Annotated in this window: 16 protein-coding genes; 8 read left to right on the top strand and 8 right to left on the bottom strand. The window is 61.4% G+C overall.

The features are described 5' to 3' along the window. Window positions 1–71: 71 nt before the first annotated feature. Genes CGA22_RS13475 through CGA22_RS13465 form a run of 3 tightly spaced genes read left to right on the top strand, consistent with a single transcriptional unit; the run spans window position 72 to window position 4167 of the window. Complete coding sequence (locus CGA22_RS13475; protein ID WP_041023317.1) at window positions 72–1436, top strand: hypothetical protein; 1365 nt, start codon at window positions 72–74, stop codon at window positions 1434–1436. Continuing rightward, a complete protein-coding gene (locus tag CGA22_RS13470) occupies window positions 1433–1951 on the top strand; it encodes a sorbitol dehydrogenase (RefSeq protein WP_041023318.1) in 519 nt (172 codons plus the stop codon). The genes CGA22_RS13475 and CGA22_RS13470 overlap by 4 nt, the downstream gene beginning before the upstream one ends. Further along, window positions 1948–4167 carry a GMC oxidoreductase gene (locus CGA22_RS13465; RefSeq protein ID WP_041023319.1) on the top strand — a complete coding sequence of 740 codons (2220 nt, stop codon included), beginning with the start codon at window positions 1948–1950 and terminating at the stop codon, window positions 4165–4167. Before CGA22_RS13470 ends, CGA22_RS13465 begins: the two co-directional genes overlap by 4 nt. A gap of 136 nt (window positions 4168–4303) precedes the next feature. Here the strand turns inward: CGA22_RS13465 and CGA22_RS13460 are convergent, their stop codons facing one another. After that, the gene (locus CGA22_RS13460; protein WP_041023320.1) at window positions 4304–4828 is read right to left on the bottom strand and encodes a DUF962 domain-containing protein; all 525 of its coding nucleotides are present in this window, start codon (window positions 4826–4828) and stop codon (window positions 4304–4306) included. A gap of 85 nt (window positions 4829–4913) precedes the next feature. Between CGA22_RS13460 and CGA22_RS13455 the strand changes: the two genes are divergently transcribed. Then, entirely contained in the window at window positions 4914–5600 is a 687-nt protein-coding gene (locus CGA22_RS13455) for a Crp/Fnr family transcriptional regulator (protein WP_041023321.1), read from the top strand. A gap of 96 nt (window positions 5601–5696) precedes the next feature. Here CGA22_RS13455 and CGA22_RS13450 read toward each other — a convergent pair whose 3' ends face one another. Beyond that, window positions 5697–6701 (bottom strand): AraC family transcriptional regulator, encoded by a 1005-nt coding sequence (locus CGA22_RS13450; protein ID WP_188258616.1) that lies wholly within the window; start codon window positions 6699–6701, stop codon window positions 5697–5699. 100 nt (window positions 6702–6801) lie between these two features. On the opposite strand from CGA22_RS13450, the gene CGA22_RS13445 reads away from it, so the two are divergent. Continuing rightward, the gene (locus CGA22_RS13445; protein WP_188258615.1) at window positions 6802–7875 is read left to right on the top strand and encodes a fatty acid desaturase; all 1074 of its coding nucleotides are present in this window, start codon (window positions 6802–6804) and stop codon (window positions 7873–7875) included. Window positions 7876–8199: 324 nt separating this feature from the next. Next, a complete protein-coding gene (locus tag CGA22_RS13440; RefSeq protein ID WP_041024519.1) occupies window positions 8200–10080 on the top strand; it encodes a methyl-accepting chemotaxis protein in 1881 nt (626 codons plus the stop codon). An 89-nt stretch (window positions 10081–10169) separates the two neighbouring features. Here CGA22_RS13440 and CGA22_RS13435 read toward each other — a convergent pair whose 3' ends face one another. From CGA22_RS13435 to CGA22_RS13415, 5 genes are all read right to left on the bottom strand, one after another. Continuing rightward, window positions 10170–10634 (bottom strand): SRPBCC family protein, encoded by a 465-nt coding sequence (locus CGA22_RS13435; RefSeq protein ID WP_041024520.1) that lies wholly within the window; start codon window positions 10632–10634, stop codon window positions 10170–10172. Window positions 10635–10665: 31 nt separating this feature from the next. After that, a complete protein-coding gene (locus tag CGA22_RS13430; protein ID WP_041024521.1) occupies window positions 10666–14202 on the bottom strand; it encodes a non-ribosomal peptide synthetase in 3537 nt (1178 codons plus the stop codon). A 10-nt stretch (window positions 14203–14212) separates the two neighbouring features. Continuing rightward, window positions 14213–15145, bottom strand: coding sequence for a diiron oxygenase (locus CGA22_RS13425; RefSeq protein WP_041024522.1), 933 nt, complete (start codon window positions 15143–15145; stop codon window positions 14213–14215). Next, a complete protein-coding gene (locus CGA22_RS13420; protein ID WP_041024523.1) occupies window positions 15142–15918 on the bottom strand; it encodes a DUF3050 domain-containing protein in 777 nt (258 codons plus the stop codon). The genes CGA22_RS13425 and CGA22_RS13420 overlap by 4 nt, the downstream gene beginning before the upstream one ends. 687 nt (window positions 15919–16605) lie before the next feature. Then, window positions 16606–17295 carry a GntR family transcriptional regulator gene (locus CGA22_RS13415; protein WP_041024524.1) on the bottom strand — a complete coding sequence of 230 codons (690 nt, stop codon included), beginning with the start codon at window positions 17293–17295 and terminating at the stop codon, window positions 16606–16608. Between the two features lie 264 nt (window positions 17296–17559). Between CGA22_RS13415 and lapG the strand changes: the two genes are divergently transcribed. Together lapG and lapD are read left to right on the top strand one after the other, a co-directional pair. Beyond that, on the top strand, window positions 17560–18183 hold the full coding sequence (gene lapG / locus CGA22_RS13410; protein WP_265067677.1) for a cysteine protease LapG: 624 nt from the start codon (window positions 17560–17562) through the stop codon (window positions 18181–18183). Between the two features lie 14 nt (window positions 18184–18197). After that, complete coding sequence (lapD, locus tag CGA22_RS13405; protein WP_041024526.1) at window positions 18198–20144, top strand: cyclic di-GMP receptor LapD; 1947 nt, start codon at window positions 18198–18200, stop codon at window positions 20142–20144. Between the two features lie 400 nt (window positions 20145–20544). On the opposite strand, the gene CGA22_RS13400 is transcribed toward lapD, so the two are convergent. Beyond that, complete coding sequence (locus tag CGA22_RS13400; protein WP_041021529.1) at window positions 20545–20883, bottom strand: hypothetical protein; 339 nt, start codon at window positions 20881–20883, stop codon at window positions 20545–20547. Between the last annotated feature and the right edge of the window lie 153 nt (window positions 20884–21036).

The raw sequence follows: 21036 nt of genomic DNA, 5'->3' as shown, positions 1-21036 counted from the left end.
GCCAGGAGGCAGTGAGAGTCCATGACGGACCGGTGTGATCTTCTGGCGTCCTGATGCCAAGGAGATCAAGCATGAGAATGGAAGTCAGTCGGCGTGGCCCGCTGGGCTGTGCCTTGTTAAGCGTTCTGCTATGTCCGTACGCCAGCGCCGACCCCTCGCTGTCGCCGCAAATACCTTTCGATGTCACGGCCACCCAACCCATCTCCCTATCCAGCCTGCAAGGCAATTTCGATGAACTGTCTTGGCAGACCTTCATCGCCCTGAACTGGCCGGCCCTGGACAATGGCCATCCCAATACCGGCACCACCATTGGCAAGCAGGATGGGGCCACGGTCTGGGAAAGCTGGAAAGAGAGCTACCAGATTTTCCGCGCCAAGGGCCAGGCACCCTTGCCCTGGGATGCGTCGGCGACGCTTCCCGAAGTGTGCAAGCAGCTCAAGCCCGGACGGTTGCTGCAGCAGATGGGCAAGGTTCCCGACATGCTGGATGAGTTTATCCAGCCCTTCGATAGCGGCCCGCTGGTGGATCAGAACGGCGTTTATACGCGCAACGAAATCGTGGTCAACCAATCGATGTTCAACGGGATCGTCGACAACGGCCTGTACAGCATCGAAGGCCAGCAGAAATTCTTTGCCGCGAACAAGACCAACACCGTGGCGTTCAGCTGTGGCTCCAACGACACGAGCCAGGTCGGTTCGGTGATGGTGAAGGCATCCTGGAAGGTGCTGGGCGCCAACGACCGTCCGCAGGATTTCCACACGGTCGACGCGCTGGTCTATACGCCGGGCAACAGCGACCCGAGTCACGGGCCGATCGTCGAGGAGTCGTGCGCATCGCAATCGGTCGGGCTGGTGGGCTTGCATATCGTCCATAAGACCGCCAGTGCGCCGCAGTGGGTCTGGTCGACCTTCGAGCACGTGAACAACGTGCCGGAGCAATCCACACCGGTGGCGCAGCGCAAAGGCCCGTACCTGTTCTACAACGCCGCCAGCACCAATGCGGTCAACCAGCCTCCGCCACGACCATGGAACCCGGCCGTCAAGGCGACGCCCTCGCAGATCGTGCGCGAAGTGCCGCTGACCGGGCCCACCAACACCTTGAACGCCCATTACCAGGCCCTGTTGCGCACGGCCAACCCGCAGAGTGTCTGGGCCAACTATCAGTTGATCAGCACCCAGTGGCCGAGCGCCACGCCACCACCGAACTGCCAGATTTCGGCCGCCAACCCGCTGGGCAATCCCGCCCCACCGTTCCTGGCCAACGCCACGCTGGAAACCTATGTCCAGGGCACCACGCCCCAGGCGTCTTCCAGTTGCATGGCCTGTCATGGCAACGCAGCCACCCATGTCACCGAATCCCCGCGCACCAGCTTCGCGGACTTCACTTATTTGCTCGAACGCGCGCAGTCCACTTCCGGACAAGGAGCCAAACAATGAGCACTGACCTGGACAATTTCGTCGGCCTGTCATCGGCCCTGACCGGTATTCCCATCGCGCGCTTGGCGCCGCAGCTCGACCCGATAGGTCTGCCGCCGCTGTTTCTCGATTACGTCACCCCACGCATCACCACCGATGTGCTCAACCCGTTGCTGGCGCAGTACGCCACGTTGGCGGCCGACAACGTGCCCCCGGACAAGATCGCCCAGCAGGTGCTGGTCACCACGCAACCGACCCCCGACTCCGTGCTGGCGGCGCGTTCGATCATGAAGCTCTGGTTCCTGGGCGTCTGGTACCAACCGTATGACGCGGGGAATTACAAAAAGGGTGACTCGGCGGTGGTGTCCGACCAGGCGTATATCAACAGCTGGGCCTGGAAAGCTGCCCAGGCTCACCCAATGGGCTACAGCGAATCGTTCTTTGGCTACTGGAACGAACAGCCGCCGAGCCTCGAAGACTTGACCGGCGTACCCGCCACCGCATCCTCCAATGTCCAACAAGGAGACCGGTCATGACTATTGAACAAGCCGAAGTGGTGATCGTGGGCGCCGGACTGGCCGGTAGTATTGTCGCCTATCAACTGGCCATGGCCGGGGTGGAGGTTCTGGTGCTCGAGTCGGGACCGGAAATCCCGGTCAACCGGGCTCAATACCTGGAACGGTTCTACACGACCACGTTGAAAACCCCGGAATCGCCCTATCCACCGATCACCAGCCTGGACCCGCCCCGTGACCCGGCCAAGCAGAACGCCCCGCGGGCGACCATCGCCGACCTGATCCTGGGCTGGGAAAATCCAGATGTCAGTTACCTGGTGCAGAAAGGCCCGATGCCTTTCACCAGCACCTATGAGCGAGTGGGCGGCGGGACCACCTGGCACTGGGTCGGAACGAGCCTGCGCATGGTACCGAACGATTTTCGCCTGAAATCCTTGTACAACGTCGGAGTAGACTGGCCCATTGGCTATGACGATCTGCAAAGCGCCTACTGCCGGGCCGAGGCGGAAATCGGCGTCTCGGCCAACGTCGCCGACCAGGCGTACCTGGGCATCACCTTTCCCGAAGGCTACGCCTTTCCGATGCACAGCATTCCGTTGTCGCTGGTCGATGGCAGTTTTGTCACGGCGGTGACGGGGCAGACCTTCGATGGCTTGCCGTTGGTGGTCAGTCCGACACCCGCTGGGCGTAACTCCCAGCCCTATGCTGGGCGCCGGGTGTGTGCCGGCAATACCAATTGCACTCCGATCTGTCCGATCCAGGCCAAGTACGACGCCACCGTGACGATGACCAAGGCCCTGGCCACCGGCAAGGTCAAGGTGCTGTACCGAACCGTGGCGAGCAAAGTGACCGTGGGCGCGGACAACAATGTCAGCGGTGTGGAGTTCATGCAGTATCAGTTGGGTGACGGACCGGTCACCGGCACTGGCGTGGCCCTCGGCCAACGTTATGTGATCGCCGCCCATGCCATCGAAACCCCCAAGCTGTTGCTCAACTCCGCTACGCCCGCCTGGCCCAAGGGCGTGGCCAACAGCAGCGGTCAGGTGGGACGCAGCCTGGCCGATCACCCGATCTACCTGGCGTGGGGCCTGATGCCTGAAGGCAAGGCGATTTTTCCCTACCGCGGCCCCCTGTCCACCGCGGGTATCGAGAGCTTGCGCGACGGTGCCTTTCGCAGCCAACGAGCGGCATGGCGCATTGAAATCGGCAACGAGGGCTGGAACTGGCCGGCCAACGACCCCTACAACACGGTGGCCGACTTCATCGACGGTACGAACAACAACGGCGTCAACCCGGTGAACCCGAACCAAGATCCGAAAGCCCCTACCGAAGCGCTTTTCGGAACAGCGCTGGTGCAAAAACTCAACGACATTTTCATCCGGCAGTTCCGCATCGCATTCCTGGTGGAACAGGTGGAAGACGATCCCGATAACGCCAAGTGCTACATCGTGCCGTCGACCGAGTACAAGGACCTGCTCGGTATTCCCCGGCCGGAAATCCACTATGAATTGTCCAAGTACACCCAGAGGGGGTTCCTGGAGGCAAAACGGCTGGCCACTCACATTATCAAAGAGCTGCTTGGCGCCGTAGAGCTGACCGCACCGCTTCCGCCAGGGAACTTCATTTGCGGGAACGAACCTATGAGCTTCCAAGGTGCCGGGCACCTGATGGGCACCTATCGCATGGGCAGTGACCCGGCCAAATCGGTGGTCGACAAGGACCAGCGCAGCTGGGATCACAAGAATCTGTTCCTGGTGGGCGATGGTGTTTTTCCTAGCAGCGGGACCTCGAATCCGAGCCTGACCATCGCGGCGTTGTCGTTCCAGGCCGGGGACACCGTGGCCAACGACTTGAAGGCGGTGACGATGCAGGTCCAATCCAACGTCGCCTGGCAGGGCACCGGTGTGCAGGTCAACGGGTTGGTGCCGCGCCTGGTTCGCTACGTCAGCGGGCTATGGTGTGCCAGCCCGCAAGGCGGCAATGTCGATGGGAAGGGTGGTTCGAGGCACATCGACTACAGCAGCTATACCTTGCCCGGTGCTGCCGAAGGCGCCTTGATCGGTCGTGTGGGCAACAATGGCACGCCGTTCCTGGTGGGAGATCTGGCGCAGGTGCCGGGCAACCAGCAAGGGGAGCTGCAACTGTGCATCAATGATGACCTGACCAGGAAATACGGGGCTGGCTTGAGCGATAACACCGGTGCGTTGACCATCCGGGTCGAGTTCGGTGCGCTGTAATCCTCGAAGGAGTATGCAAAACCTTTGTGGGAGCGAGCCTGCTCGCGATGGCGTCCTGTCAATCAACTGTGTGTTGACTGACCCACCGCTATCGCGAGCAGGCTCGCTCCCACAAAATCCACCTTATTCGCAGGAGTCAGGCGGCCGAGCGCTGGTTGCGCAAGGCCACCGGGCCGACGCGTTCCTCAATGGCCTGCTTCAGTTCACCACGAAGTCCCAGTAGGAATCCCGCCTCGACCACCACGAACAACGGCCCGACGATCAACCCGGTCAGGTCATCGACGAATGCCGGTTTGCGGCCTTCGTAATGGTGACCGACGAACTGGATCGCCCAGCCCACCACAAACATCCCCAGGCCACTGCCCAGCCACACCGCTGTGCTTTGTGCGGCCAATGCCTGCCCCAGCCACACGGCCAGGCCCAACAGCAGCGTCATCAGCATACCCAGGCGCAACTCCAGGCGCAGGTAGAACCAGGCGCTGGCGGCCGCGACCAGTAACGCCGGCGACAGCAGTACCGCGCCCACTGGCCAGCCCGGTCGTGACAGCAGCACGGCGACAGCGACGAAAATCAACGGAATGCCAATGAAATGGCTGGCAATGTTGCGTGGGTCGCGGTGATAGGCGGCGTATTGACTGAGATGGTCGACGAGGCTTTTCATTGTTGTTCCTCCTGAGGTGATGCCTGCATGATGCCCAGGTCTCATAAGGTGTTCTGTCAGTTAGCCGACACTTCCCGGAGTTTCCATGAATTCGCAGCCCTGGCACTTGCAACTGATGGCCGGCCACTGGTACAGCCATTTGCCCGTTGAATTGCAGAATAGTCTGCTGGGCATGTCACGGCTGCGTCGACTGTCGCCAGGGCAGCGGCTGTTCCAGCGCGGCGATCCACCGTGCGGCCTCTACGCCGTGCTGGAAGGCGCGGTGCGGGTCGGTTCGGTGAACGAGCAAGGCAAGGAAGCGTTGCTGAGCGTGGTGGAGGCGCCTCACTGGTTTGGTGAAATCTGCCTGTTCGACGGCCAGCCGCGTACCCATGACGCGGTCATCGTGGGGCAATGCACGCTGCTGCACCTGCCCCAGGCGACGTTACTGGCCTTTCTGGAACAACACCCGGCCCACTGGCGGCATCTCGCGCTGCTGATGAGCCACAAACTACGCCTGGCCTTCATCAACCTCGAACAGTTAAGCCTGATGCAGGCCCCGGCCCGCGTTGCCCACCGCCTGCTGCTGATCGCCGAAGGCTACGGCGAAATCGAATCGGCGCGACAGGTCCTGCAACTGTCCCAGGAACAACTTGCGCTGATGCTCTCGTTGTCACGCCAGACCACCAACCAGATCCTCAAGGACTTGCAGGCCCAGGGCATCCTGCACCTCGGTTATGGCGAGATCGAGATCCTTGATATGGAGCGGTTGCGGGAGATGACCCAGGCCTGAGCGCGGTATCGACTGATCCAGCTCGCTCCCACATTGGGTCTGTGTTGGCCGTGTATCCCTGTGGGAGCGAGCCTGCTCGCGATGAGGCCAGCCCTGCTAGCGCAGCCCCTCCCGAAACTGCCCCGGCGTCATTCCGGTCCAGCGCTTGAATGCGCGGCTGAAGCTGCTGGCGTCGGCGAAGCCCAGCAGGTAGCCGACTTCGCTCAACGAGCATTGGGGATCACGCAGGTGCAGCAGCGCCAGGTTTTCCCGGCATTCGTTGAGTAGCGCGTCGAAGCGACAGCCTTCGTCGGCCAGGTGTCGTTGCAGGCTGCGCAGGCTCAGGTGCATGGCTTGGGCGATGCGTTCGGCGCTGGGTTCGCCTTCGGGTAATTGGGCCTCGATGGCTGCACGTACCTTGCGCTCCCAGGTCAGCGGCTGGAGGTGGGCGAGGGTGCGCTTGAGCACCGCTTCGTTATGTTCGGCCAGCTCCGGGTTGGCGTCGTCCAGGTGGCTATCGAAGTCGGCGAGGCTGAACTCCAGGCAATCCTGTTCGGCGCAGAAATGCACCGGTGAACGGAACGCTTTATGCCACGGCGCAGGGTCCGCCGGTTCGGGGCGTCGCAGGTACACCGCCAGCGGTGCGTAGTCGCGACCCAGGCGGTTACGGCAGGTGCGCACGTAAATCGAGGCGAATGCATCGATGGCTTCAAAAGCGGGCACAGGGTGGCCCTGGGGCACATCAAGGGTGAAGCGGTAACGATCTTCGCAACGGCTCAGTTGCAGCGTCAGCGCGTCGCTGACCACCGGGTGATAGCGCACGATACGCTCGAACACTTCCCGCAGGCTGCCGCTGGCCACCAGGGCGTAACCCAAGGCGTGAAACGTCGTGGGGCTGACGAAGCGCGATACCCGCAGGCCGATGGCCGGATCACCGCTGGCCTGCACCGCCAAGGCCCATAGACGGGTGGTGGCAGAAAGCGGGTAGCGGGCGTTCGGATCGTCCATCAGCTGTGGGTCAAGGCCGGCCTCAAGGCACAGGGCATGGCCGTCCAGGCCCAACGCATCGAGCTGTTTGCGCAGGGCGCGGGTCCAGCTGGCGAGGGTGGTGGGTTCAGTCATGGCGATTGGCGCTTGCGGTCAACAGGTTGGCGTCTACGGCTATCTCCCGACGGCGCAAGGCTCGTCAGGATGAGCACATCTTTAACAGAGGATTTAAGCCATGCATGGCCGTAGCGCAAGTCCCGAGCGATTGAATGCACACCAGCGATCCGCCCATATTCGCCAGGTGGTATTGGCCCATGGCGAAGCGTTGCGCCGACGCTACCCGATCCTGCTCCATCAGGATGCCTTGGGTGCGGGCATTCTGGCGTTCGCCCTGGCGGGGATGATCGGATCGGCGCTGCTTTACATCGACGGGCACCTGGCTGGTTGGGTGTGCCTGCTGTTCAACGCTTTTTTCGCCTCGTTGACCCACGAGTTGGAGCACGACCTGATCCACAGCATGTATTTCCGCAAGCAGCGCCTGCCCCACAACCTGATGATGGGGTTGGTGTGGCTGGCGCGGCCGAGCACCATCAACCCCTGGATCCGCCGTCACCTGCACCTCAATCACCACAAGATGTCCGGCACCGAGGCCGACCTGGAAGAACGGGCCATCACCAACGGCGAGCCCTGGGGACTGGCGCGCTTGCTGATGGTCGGTGACAACGTGATGTCGGCTCTCATCCGCCTGCTGCGGGCCGGGACCTGGGCGCACAAGCGCAGCATCCTCAAGCGCACGCTGAAGGTGTATTTCCCGCTGGCGTTGCTGCATTGGGGGGCCTGGTACGTGTTTCTCGGCTTCCATGGGGCCAATGGCGTCGCGAGCCTGTTTGGTGCATCGATTGACTGGTCGGCGGACACCCTGGCGATGATGCACGTGATCGATATCGCGGCGGTGGTGATCATCGGTCCAAACGTGCTGCGCACCTTTTGCCTGCATTTCATCAGCTCCAACATGCATTACTACGGCGACGTCGAGCCGGGCAATGTCATCCAGCAAACCCAGGTGCTCAACCCGTGGTGGCTGTGGCCGTTGCAGGCGTTCTGCTTCAACTTCGGCAGCAGCCACGGGATTCATCATTTTGTGGTGAAGGAGCCGTTCTACATCCGTCAGCTGACGGTGCCAGTGGCACACAAGGTGATGCGCGAGATGGGCGTGCGGTTCAATGATTTCGGCACCTTTGGCCGGGCGAACCGGTTTGTGGGCGAGGATAAACCGAGGCAGCAAGCGGTGATTACTGTTCGGGGTTGAGGGGGCTTTTTTCACACGTCGTCGATAGATCCATAATCAGTGGCGAGGGAGCAATTCCCTCGCCACGCCGATTCGTCGGAACAACTTCCCACCGCCCCCGAGGTCGCGCGCGTTAGCCATGCGGCAGCCGTAACAGGCGGGTGCATAACGACTAAGCTCATCCTCTCGTCGGCCCGTCCCAAAAAAACCTAATTTTTTCCGGAGGCTTGCCGACAGATTGATATGCGTGCACCAAAGTGGAGCAGACCACAAGTCCTGCTCGCGTGGTTACGTGAACGTTGCAACCGGAATGCACCCCCACTCCCTGCATAAGAAGCCTCCTCGATGAATTTGAAATTCAGCCATAAAATCCTTCTAGCCGCCTCTGGTGTGGTAGTTCTGGCTTTTGCCCTGTTCACCCTCTACAACGACTATCTGCAGCGCAACACCATTGGCCGCAGCCTTGAGTCTTCCATCGAGCAATCTGGTGATCTGACGGCCAGCAGCGTCCAGAACTGGATGAGCGGTCGCATCCTGGTGCTGGAAAACCTGGCGCAGAACATCGCGCACCAAGGGGCTACCGCTGATCTGGCGGGCCTGGTCGACCAGCCGGCGCTGACGTCGAATTTCCAGTTCACCTACGTGGGCCAGGCCAATGGTGTCTTCACCCAGCGCCCCGACGCAAAAATGCCCGACGGCTACGACCCGCGTCAGCGCCCCTGGTACAAACAGGCGGTGACCGCCGATAAAACCATGCTGACCCCGCCTTATTCGGCCGCCGTCGGCGGGCTGGTAGTGACCATTGCCCTGCCGGTGAAGAAAAGCGGCGAATTACTGGGTGTGGTGGGCGGTGACCTGAGCCTCGATACACTGGTGAAAATCATCAACTCGGTGGATTTCGGTGGCATCGGCCATGCCTTCCTGGTCAGCGGTGACGGTCAGGTGATCGTCAGCCCGGACAAGGACCAGGTGATGAAAAACCTCAAGGACATTTATCCCGGCACGCCTGTGCGCATTGGCAAAGGTATCCAGGACGTCGAGTTGAACGGGCAGGACCGTATTCTGTCGTTCACCCCGGTGACCGGCCTGCCGGGCGCCGAGTGGTACATCGGCCTGTCGATCGACAAGGCCAAGGCCTATGCGCCGCTGAGCCAGTTCCGTACCTCCGCGCTGATTGCGATGTTCGTTGCGGTCGCGGCCATCGCACTGCTGCTGAGCCTGCTGATTCAGGTGTTGATGCGTCCGCTGACTACCATGGGCCGTGCCATGCACGACATTGCCCAGGGCGAAGGCGACCTGACCCGGCGTCTGGCCGTGCAAGGCAAGGATGAGTTCGCGGTGTTGGGTGGCTCGTTCAACCAGTTCGTCGAGCGGATCCACGCCTCGATTTCCGAAGTGTCTTCCGCCACCCGCCAGGTGCATGACCTGTCGCAGCGGGTGATGAGTTCGTCCAACGCTTCGCTTGTCGGTTCGGATGAGCAGAGCGCCCGCACCAACAGCGTGGCGGCAGCCATCAACCAGTTGGGCGCCGCGACTCAGGAAATCGCCCGCAATGCCGCCGACGCATCGCAACAGGCCAGTGGTGCCAGCGAACAGGCCGATGACGGTCGTCAGGTGGTGGAAAAAACCATTCAGGCCATGACCGAGCTGTCGCAGAAAATCAGCCTTTCGTGCACCCAGATCGAAACCCTGAACGCCAGCACCGACAACATCGGGCACATCCTGGACGTGATCAAGGGCATTTCCCAGCAAACCAACCTGCTGGCCTTGAACGCTGCCATCGAAGCGGCCCGTGCCGGTGAAGCCGGACGTGGTTTTGCGGTGGTGGCCGATGAAGTGCGCAACCTGGCGCACCGCACCCAGGAGTCGGCGGAAGAAATCCACAAGATGATCACCTCGCTCCAGGTCGGCTCCCGTGAAGCGGTCACGACGATGAACGCCAGCCAGGTTTCCAGTGAAGAAAGCGTGGAAGTGGCCAACCAGGCCGGTCTGCGGCTGGTCAGCGTGACGCAGCGTATCGGGGAAATCGATGGCATGAACCAGTCGGTGGCCGCCGCGACCGAAGAACAGACTGCCGTGGTGGAGACCCTCAACATGGACGTCAGCCATATCAACCTGCTGAACCAGCAAAGCGTGGCCAACCTCAATGAAACCCTGAAGGACTGCGATGCCTTGTCCCAACAGGCCAATCGGCTGAAGCAGTTGGTGGACAGCTTCAAGATCTGATCCAGTACGGTGGACGCGGGGGTGAATTCGCATTTTGCGGCCACCCAGGAACCCCTGTGGGAGCAAGCCTGCTCCCACAGGGGCATTACCTAGGCGAACATCTTCTGCACATTCCCCATGGCCTCATCGGCAAAGCCTTGCAGGAAATCCCTGAACCCCGACGGTGAGTGGGCGTCGGTGTGGTCGGCGATGATGGTCCAGGTGGCGCGGCAGCGGTTGTTCGCCACTGGCTCGACACGCATGGCGGCCCACAGGTTATCGATGCCCAGGGTGTTGTAGATCAGTGTCCAGGTCATGTGCATGGCCTGGTCGTCACGGCTGTTGAGTTGTTCCACCACCAGGTTCTGCCCATCGACAAAGAACTTCTTGCGCAGGGATCTCACCCCCTCGCCGGTCATTTCGATGCGCTCAAGCGCGGGAATGAAACGGTTGAAACCGCCAAAATCGCCCACCAGTTCCCACACCTTTGCCGCGTCGGCCGCCACCTCCACTGAGGTTTCGACTTGGCAGGCGTGAGGGTTCCTGATCAGGGTGTCGGGTTGAAATGCATTCATGGTCTTGCTCCTTGCTTCGGGTTGGATGGCTTCAGATGAAGTCGATGGCTTTGAGGTAGTCGGCGCCGCGTCGCAGCAGAGCCGGGGATTTTTCCGGGTAGTGGGCGCCCATCTGCCGTACCCCGGTCCGGGCGTTGTCATGGCGGATCATCGAGATGTCGCCGATGTCTTCTTCGAAGCCGTTGAGGTAGAACCCCAGCACGCCGAACAGCGCGTTGTCGGCATCGACCCGGCTCAGTTGTCGCTGCCAGTCCGCGACGCTCACCAGGGAAAACTCCCGGCCGCTGTCGCGGAACGACGCCACGTAGGCGTCCCAGCTCAAAGGCTCGGGGTTGTGCAGGTTGAACACCGCTTGCGTCGGCTGGTAGCGGCTGGCGTGGAAGGCGATGAAGCGGGCCAGGAAGTCCACCGGCATCAGGTCGAAATTGAGCGACAGATCCGGTACCTGGCCCAGCTGGATCGAGCCCTTGAGCATGAGCATCAAGCGATTCTTGTGGGGCTGGCAGACCCCGGTCAGGCTGTTGAAGCTGATGTTGCCCGGGCGGAACAGGTTGACCCACACCCCGCGATCCCGCGCCCGCTGCAGGATCCGTTCGCCGACCCATTTGGACAGGTTGTAGCCGTTCTTGATGTAGATCGGTGGCGTCGGTGCGGCGGGCTGTTCCAATACCTGGCCGTCGGCGCCCAGGGCACTGGAGGCCGAAAGCGTGGAGACGAAATTGAAGATCTTCTTGCTGCGGCCTTCACACAGGCGCAGGCATTCGAAGATCGGCTCCACGTTGTCCCGCGCCAGGGACTCGTAGTCGAGCACGTGATTGACGTGGGCGGCGTTGTGCACCAGGGCGCCAAAGGTACGGTCGATACGAGCGTAGACATCGTCCGGCAAACCCAACTGCGGTTGGGTGATGTCGGCGGCATAGACACTGACCCGGCTCAGGTCCAGATGCGTCAGGCGGTTGTCCTGCAGGGCTTGGGAAAAGCGTTCTGCCGCGCTTTGTCCGGCGGACGCGCGCACCAGGCAGGCGACTTCGGTGGCGCCCCAGGCCAGCAGCGCCTCGACAATGTGCACCCCGAGAAAGCTGTTGGCGCCGGTCACCACTACCTTATGCACGTCACCGCATTGGCTGATGGGCAATGGATTGATGTTGAGTTCGGCCTCGGCATCGATGAAGGCCTGGGGACTGAGTACCGATGTATCGCTCTGTTCAGGGCTGCCGAGCAGTTTCGCCAAGGTCATCAGCGTCGGCGCCTCGATGAAGCGATTGATCGACAGGCTGCGACCGAAGGTCTGGCGAATGCTCAGCAACAGTTGCGACAGCAGGATCGAATGCCCGCCCAGGTTGAAGAAACTCTCATCGGTGGCAATGTCTTCGGCCGGCAGCTCCAGCAGCTCGGCCCACACTTGCTGCAACTGGGTTTCCAGCGGATTCTGCGGCTGGCGTCGTTGGCCACTGACCTGAACCTGCACCGACAGGGCGAGCAAGGCGCGGCGGTCGACCTTGCCGTTGCTGGTGTAGGGCAGGCTGGGCAGTTCGATGTAGGCGCCAGGGTGCATGTAGCTGGGCAACGTCTCCTGCACATGCTCGCGCAATGCCTGGAGGGCGGCACCGGGCCGATCCTCCCGAGGATGAACCAGGAACGCCAGGATCCGTCGACGCTCATCCACACCCACGGCCACCTGACGGTACAACTGGCTTTCCCGCAGGCAATGTTCGATTTCCTCGGGTTCGACCCGAAAGCCCCGGACCTTCACTTGGTTGTCGCGCCGACCACACAGTTCGATGCCGTTGTCGCTCCACTGGGCGATATCGCCGGTGCGATAGACTTTCAGACTCTGCCCGCCGGGCAAGGCCAGGTCGAGATACCGCGAGGCGGTCAGGGTCGGGTCGTGGAGATACCCCAGGCCGACGCCCGGCCCGGCGATGTAGAGCTCGCCGGGTACGCCTTGGGACACCGGTTGCAGCTGTTCATCGAGGATCAGCACCCGGCTGTTGGCGATGGGTATACCGAGGTTGCGGTTGTTATCACCCACGCCAAACTGCCGCGTGGTGGCAAGCACGGTGGTTTCAGTCGGGCCATAGATGTTGTGGAAGCGGCATTGGGGCGCGAGCTGCTCGATCACGAACGGCTCGCAGACATCCCCACCGGTGATCAGGTGCGCCAGGCCCAGGGGGGCCTCCAGCGGCATCACGCTCAGTAGCGCGGGCGGTAGAAAGGCGTGGGTGACACGCTGCGCGTGAATCAACGCCACCAGTTGCTGCGGGTCGCGGCGCTGGTCTTCGCTGGGCACTACCAGCAATGCCCCCTGGATGAAGGTTGGGAGGATATCCAGCAGCGACGCATCGAAGTTGATGGTGGAGAACTGCAACGCCCGGCTGTCGCGCTGCAACCCGACATAGTCGCTGTACCAAGCACAAAAATGGCTGAGGTTGCGATGGCTGAGCAGCACGCCTTTGGGTTGGCCGGTGGTGCCGGAGGTGTAGATCGCCACGGCCGGTTCGTCGATGTCCACCGGACGGCGGATCAGCGAGACGGGGATGCCCGGCTTGAGCGCTGGCAGCCGATGCACGTTCAGCGCGGGCACGGGCAGATCGCCCAGGTCGCTGTCGCCGTCGTGCAGCAGCAGGTCGGCCTTGGCGTTCTCCAGAATGAAGCGTCGACGTTGCACAGGGTGTTGCGGGTCCAGTGGCAGGTACACGGCGCCACAGCCCAGCACCGCCAGGATCGCTGCATATAACGGCGCGGATTTAGACAGACACACCGCAATCACCATTTGAGAGCTAGGCTTGTGGGTGCAAGGCCTGTGGGAGCAAGGCTTGCCCGCGATGAACGATGACTCGGTCTGGTTGGGTACCGCTGTGTCTGTATCGCGGGCAAGCCTTGTCTCCACAGGTTTTGCTTCCACAGACTCTGCTTGTCCCAGCCGTTCCAGCATCGCCTGCTGCAACCTCAGCGCCTGGCTGCGCAAGGTTTTGTAGTCGATGAGCCGGCCTTCGACCCACAGCGCCGGTTGTACCGCATCATCGAGCATGCGCTGTTCGATACCGAGCATCACCGGTACTTCGGCGGCGGCCAACAGCCAGGGCACCGACGGCCGGTTGAGGCCATGCTCGAAGGCCAGCGAGTCCAGCGCATCGAGCCCTTGTAAAGGGCATTCGACCGCGTCGGCCTGCACCGTCGGCCAGTGATCCAGGCCGGTGTCGTCCCGGGATAATTGGCTGACCAGCCGCGCACCGATCTCAACCACCACCGCCAGGGCCTGCCGCCGCAAGGACTGACCGTTGCCGTTTTCCGGAACTATCGCCTCCTGGCATAGCAACCGCTGCACACCGTCGCGAAACACAATGACCGGTTGCGGCAATGCTTCGCCGGGCACCGTCCGCAACGCTACGCGCACTTCGAGGCGTGAGCGGGCTTCAAGTGCGCACGGTGCCGTACCGTCGTCGATCAACAGATCGATCGCCTGGGATTGAGTCGTCACGACACCATGGCCGTGCAGTTCAAGTTCCTGGGCCAGTTCGGCCATGGCCTGGCTGGTGCCAGGCACTGCAATTTCGAGGCGTCTCATCGGCAGTTCCTTATGGGGTCAGGTAATCGGCCAGGGCATCGCGCACGCAGGGGGAAGCGAGCATCGAACTGCTGCGGAAAAAACGGGTGATGTTGCCCACCAATGGATGGAAGCGATTGATGGGATAGGCCAGCGCACTGGCTTCTTCGCGCAGCGACTGGCGCACCGATTCGTCGACGGGCAGATGAGCGATCAGCTCGAAATCGAAGGCCTGCTGCAGATCGCTCGCCAGGTATTGGACGATGAAGCCGGGCATCAACCGGGCAATCGCTTGGTGGTCTTCTTCGGGGGCTGCGCGCCAGTACATCTGCACCAGCCGCGTCCAGAAGCCCGAGTGCCGTCCCTCGTCCATCAGATGATCGGCCATCAGTCCCTTGATCGAGGCCTTGACGGAGTCGTCCCGGGCGAACGCGGCGACTTCGTTGGTGACGGTGTTTTCGGCGATCGCGATGCAGATCAGCTCCACGGCGCTTTGCAGGTGCTCCGGCGCCTGGGCCAGCGTCGCCGGTATCGCGCGGCTGAGTTCGATCTGGGGCGGCAACGGAATCGGCTCGATGCCGGTCATGTCGATGGTCTGCTGCATGAAATCCATCGCCACCAGCGCGTGGTAATCCTCGTCCACCACCACGGTCATCGCGTCGTAGCGGCAGGCGAATGGGAACTGGATGCCGAAGCGATTCTTGGCGATGCGCCGGGCGGTGTGATCCACCAGTTCGGTCTCGAAGATCACGACGTCGTTGATGAACTTGTAGAGGCTCTGCACCAGCGCGTAATCGCGCAGTTGCGGGCAATGGCTGAGAAAGGTCTGGCTATGCACCAGGGGCTGCCGGCTCATGGGAAAGATCAGCTTGTCGTCATTTTCGACCCGGCGCCGTGGCCGGGTACGGATCGTGGCGCGGCTTTCCCAGCTGTCGGCGAAGGACTGGTACTGGATGGCATTCATGGCGTCACCTGCGCGACCGGTTGGGTCATGCTCTGGCGCAGTCCATCCCACAGAGCCGCTCGACTGTGGACGGCGGCGAGCGCGGCGGACAGCACCTCGTTCTCGCGCTGCGGGTCGCCGTCGATCAAGCGGGCCAGCAGTTTTTCCGCAGCAGGGCCATGGTCTTCGGAGTCGACTTCGATGTGCCGTTGCAGGTAGTACCGGAACGTCGGCGCCTGATCCAGGCCGATGCCCCAGGCATCCAGCATGCGTTGGAACATCTGCGGGATGACGCTCTCGCGACCGTGCACGAACGCGGCGGCTACGCTATGGGCTGGGGCATGCAAGGCGGTGTGCAGGGTCTGGCGAACGAAGCGGGCCGCCGCGGGTTCAACCTCGACGCTATCCAGGGCGGTTTCGGGGCTAACGCCTTCCTGTTGCAGGGTGATGAATTGTTCAATCGCCCGGGTGTCCGCGCCGACCTCCCGCATGGCGTCCAGATACAATTCGAAATGGCTGCAATACCCGGCGCCGGGGCGATCGTCGGACTCTTCCCCCAGCACGATTTCATTGATCAGGCGTGCCGCATGCGGGTCGGACGGTGGCAGCCAGGGCAGATGAATGCAGGTCAGCTCCCGTTGCAGCCGCTTGGTCAGCGACATGAAGTCCCACACGGCAAAAACGTGGCTTTCCATAAAGCGGCGTAACAGGTCGATTGATGTTATTTCGGAAAAAACAGGGTGTTGGCCAAGTTCGCGTTTTTTCAAAAAAAGTTGTTCTTTTGTTGGCTTCATTTGAACGTCCTCATCAATGATGTTTGTCCGGTAAGGCGCTCGTTTTATTTAACGGGGCGAGCGGGTGCCTGAACCGGAATCCATGAATTACCCAAGTTATGCAAGTGTGTGCTGCTGTTTCGGTTTCCAGGCCTGAAAGCCTTGAATTGTAAGTGGTTGGTGAAAATTTAAGTCGTCGATAACAACTCGGCGTAGAAAAAACTAATGCATGAAACAAGTCATCGGCAAGTAATTTTTTTATTATTTTAAGTTGGGATTTTATTGGGCATGAAGAGGGATTATAAAACTTATTCAATAAGTTTTATTGAGGCGAAGTTGCTCCTTCCGATTTATAACGATCAGAATAAATAGTTCGAGTGAATGCCTCACCCGGAGCACTTCAGGGAACAGGGAATAAAGAAGTTCGTGTTTTATGGGCGGGACGTCGGTCGGACATTCGATTCTCCCGCCGGTGGGCGACGCTCCTTGCGTGGTGGCTTCGATTCGCCTGGCTTATAGCCAGGCGCTGACTTCTTCAGGTCTTTTTTTGAATCGACAGACGCAAGAGTGAGCCCAAATCGACGGCAGTGCCATTGAACTGATGTGGCGGCGGGTCGCAGACACGGTCAAGCCGCGTCAGGCGGGCGGGCAGGCGGGTGGGAACGATGTGTAAGAAAGTGATACACCGGCCAGGTGGCCGGCGAACGATCAGTCGGATGACTGTTCCAGATAGCGTCGAATAGTGACGCAGGCTTTTTCCAGATGACGCTCCAGCAGGGCCACTGCGGTATCGATGTCTCTGGCACTCACGGCCTCGAGCAGCGCGCGATGATCATCCTGGGTCAGTTTGCCCAGCCCCATGGACGACATATGAAAGCGCAGGAAGCGTTCCTCTTCATTGAGCTCGCGTTCGATCAGGTCCAACAGCTTGCTGTTGGGGGCCTTGTGATAAAGCGACATGTGGAACAGCCGATTGAGCTTGCCGATCTCGGCATGATCGGTTTGTGCTTCCAACTGTTCGATGTAGTGGGCGGCCAGCGCCAGGTCGTCGGCATCGAGCAAGGGTACAGACAGGCGCAAGGCGAACGATTCCAGCACCGCGCGTAGCGCGTAGGTTTCGATGGCGTTGTTGGTGATCAGCGGGGCGACCACGGCGCCTTTGTGTTGAACCACATTGAGCAGCGATTGCGCTTCGAGCTGGCGCAGCGCCTCGCGCACGGGCATGCGACTCACGCCGAACAGGTCGGCCAGCTCCTGCTGGCGCAAGGCCGTGCCGCAGGGCAGGCGTCCATCGAGGATGGCCTCGCGCAGGGCGCCCTCGATGATCGAACGGGCCTGGGCGGCGGGGATGGGTCCGTTGACCTGGATAGTGCTTAACGGCTTGGGCTTCTTTGTCACGACCACGCATCCTGAATGAAGAATTGGATCCATGCCAACATTAGTGACAGATTACCAGCCCGTCAAAGTCTCGTGGCCGGCCTTCCTGAACTAAAGTTTAGCGTGCCTGAAGTGATCGCACCCTGCCATTGTCTTTTGCCGGGCCAGCCTTCACCATCCCACGCATCCTCAACGGTCTTTTCTGGACGCATTCCCTTGGCTGCACCTTCTCCTGTCCTCAGGTCCCTGCGCTGGCTGTGTTCGGCATTGTTGCTGGCCGGCCTCATGCTGGGTGGCCTGCAGGCCGACTGGGATTTTGCGCAGATCAGCCGACGGGCGCAGGCCTTGTATGGGCCGCTGGGCGAAGGGCAGCAACGGATCGATGCCTGGCAGCACTTGCTGGCGACCGAGAAGCAGACGCCTGAGCTGGAGCAGCTCAAGGTGGTGAACCTGTTCTTCAACAAACAGGTGCGCTACGTGGAAGACATCGACCTGTGGCATGAGGTCGATTACTGGGAAACCCCGATCCAGGCTTTATGGAAGGGCGCGGGCGATTGTGAGGATTACGCCATCGCCAAGTACTTCAGCCTGCGGCATCTCGGGGTGTCCAGTGACAAGTTGCGCATCACTTACGTCAAGGCGTTGCGACAGAACCGTGCGCACATGGTGCTCACCTATTACGCCACGCCCGAGGCGATGCCGCTGGTACTCGACAGTCTGATTGACGCTATCCAGCCGGCCAGCCAGCGAACCGACCTGTTGCCGGTCTACTCTTTCAATGCCGAAGGGCTGTGGCTGCCGGGCACCAAGGGTAACAAGAAAGTCAGTGACACCAAGCGCCTGTCCCGGTGGCAGGACGTGTTGAAGAAAATGCAGGCCGAAGGTTTTCCGGTCGAAACGACTAACTAGGAGCACGCGCTCAGATGTCTTTGTTCAAACAACTGTTGATCGCTATCTGTCTGTTCCTGGTGGTTGCCTTCAGCGGCAGCTTCATGGTCAGCCTGGAGAGCTCGCGGGCCCAGTATGTCAATCAACTGCGATCCCATGCCCAGGACGCGGCCACGGCACTGGCGTTGTCCCTGACGCCGAACATCGACGACCCGGCGATGGTGGAGCTGCTGGTCAGCTCCATCTTCGACAGCGGCTACTACGCCAGTATCCGCGTGGTCGACGTGGCCACCGACAAGACCCTGGTCGAGCGCACCGGCACGCCGGACGCCGGCAGCGTGCCGCAGTGGTTCGTCAAGCTCATCGGCCTGGAGCCGGCCGGTGGCGATGCGATTGTCAGCCGTGGTTGGGAACAGGCGGCGCGGGTCGAAGTGGTCAGCCACCCGATGTTCGCGCTTGCCAAGCTGTGGCAGAGCGCACTGGGCAGCCTGGGCTGGTTGCTGCTGTGCGGCGCCGTGAGCGCGGTGCTGGGGGCCTTGCTGCTGCGTCGTCAGCTCAAGCCATTGGATTACATGGTGCACCAGTCCCACGCCATCGCCCGGCGCGAATTCCTGAGCTTGCCGGAGCTGCCGCGAACCCCTGAACTGCGCCGCGTGGTGCAGGCGATGAACCAGATGGTCGAGAAGCTCAAGGCGTTGTTCCAGGAGCAGGCCGAGCGCAGTGAAAAGCTGCGGGTCGAGTCCTACCAGGACAACCTCACGGGCCTGGCCAACCGGCGTTATTTCGAAATGCAGCTCAATGCCCGGGTGAGCAACCCGGAGCAAGCCAGTTCCGGCTATCTGTTGTTGCTGCGGGTCAGGGACCTGGCCGGTTTGAACCAGCGCTTGGGTGGGCAGCGTACCGACCAATTGCTCAAGGCCGTGGGTGAGCAGTTGTTGCGCGAGTGTGCCCGATACCCGGAAACCCAGAATCTGGTGACACGTATCCGCGGCGGGGAATTCGCGGTGCTGGCGCCGGGGCTGGTGCGCGAGGAAGCGCTGCAATTGGCGCAGAATCTCGAAACCGCACTGGCGAGCCTGCATACCACCGGTGCGACCGACGTGGCATCGGTGGCCGCTATCGGGTTGGCACCATTTGTCCATGGTGACTCGCCGCAAGCGGTGTTGCAGCTTGGCGACCAGGCCCTGGCCCAGGCCGAAAGCCAGGGTGAGCCGGGTTGGGCCTGTCTGGAGCACAGCGCGTCGGCCAGTGTCGGTGACGATCATCATGCCTGGCATACGCTGCTTGACCGGGCGTTGGACAATCAGCAGTTCGAGCTCTACTTCCAGCCGGTGGTGGCCGCCCAGGACACTCAACTGGTGCTGCATTACAAAGTCCTTTCCCGGTTACTCGACGACCAGGGCCAGACCATTCCCGCCGGGCGTTTCCTGCCTTGGCTGGAGCGCTTCGGCTGGACGGCGCGCCTGGACCGGCTGATGCTCGAGCAGGTGCTGCGGCAAATGGGCGGGCACGAAGAGGCCCTGGCGCTGAATCTATCCTCCGCCACCCTGGCCGACCCGCAGGCGCTGAACAAGGTCTTTGAGATCCTGCGTGCCCATTCCGACCTCGGGTCGCGCCTGACCCTGGAAATCGGCGAAGAGCAATTGCCTGAGCAAGCGGTGCTGGAGCAATTGACCCGGCGTCTGCGTGAGCTTGGTTTCGCCCTGAGCCTGCAGCGTTTTGGTGGGCGTTTCAGCATGATCGGCAATTTGTCGCGGTTGGGGTTGGCCTATTTGAAAATCGATGGCAGTTACATCCGGGCTATTGATCAGGAGAGTGATAAGCGTCTGTTTATCGAGGCTATTCAGCGTGCTGCCCACAGTATTGATTTGCCGTTGATTGCCGAGCGGGTGGAGACGGAGGGGGAGTTGGCGGTGATTCGGGAGATGGGGTTGTTTGGGGTGCAGGGGCAGTTGGTGGGGGGGCCGCGGCGTTGGGGGTGAGGTTTTGGGATTTGAGTGCATATCCGTTGCTGCGGTAGCGGCTGCTGGCGGTTCCGCCCTTACGGCGGGTTACTTTTGGCAAACGCCCCAAAAGTAACCAAAAGGTCTTTGCCCCACCACTCGGCACCTCGCCAAGGCGAGGTGTTCCCTCACTCCGGCATTGCTCCGTGGGCCCGCCGCGAAGGGCCATCCATGGCCCAGCGCGGCTAACCCGGCATCCATGCCGGGTTGCCCACTACGCAATGCCTGCGTTCGGCCAGCGTGGTTAACGGGGCCTTCAGATCAAAAGCAAAGCAAAGCAAAAGCAAGGCGAGGCGGCCTTACAGCCGACCTGTCTCTCCGGCCTTACCCCGATCCACTGTGGGAGCGAGCCTGCTCGCGATGGCGTCAGTCCAGGCGCCTAGATCAATCCCTTTTCATCATCATCGATCAACCGGCTCAGTCCGCCCAAGGCTTCCCGGGCCTGGTTGCGGTCCATCAGCTTGGCCTGGGCGGCCGGGGGCAGGTCGGTGACGCGGATGACGCCTTTGCTGGTCAGTACCTGGATCAGGTCGTCGAGTACCCGGATCATTTCCAGGTCGCTTTGCTTGAGTTGCTTGAGGCTGTTTTCCACGGCTTGGTTGGCGAACCAGTCCTGGATCTCGTGGTTGTCGGCCGGCAGGGTTTCGGTGGCTTCGGCATAGGCGATGGCTTCTACGCGCACCAGCAGGCCTTGTGCATCGCGTTGCACATAAAACATCGGGCATCCCTCATGGATTAAGCAGCGTCATGCCGAGCAGCATAGGCCAACTGTGCGCGAGTATGAACACTTATGTGGCGAGGGAGCTTGCTCCCGCTGGGGCGCGAAGCGGCCCTGTTTTTTGGGGGCCGCTTAGCAACCCGGCGGGAGCAA

The sequence above is a fragment of the Pseudomonas sp. PSB18 genome (assembly GCF_014596565.1).
In the GTDB taxonomy this organism is placed as follows: Bacteria; Pseudomonadota; Gammaproteobacteria; order Pseudomonadales; family Pseudomonadaceae; genus Aquipseudomonas.
This window is presented reverse-complemented; position numbering and strand designations above follow the sequence as displayed.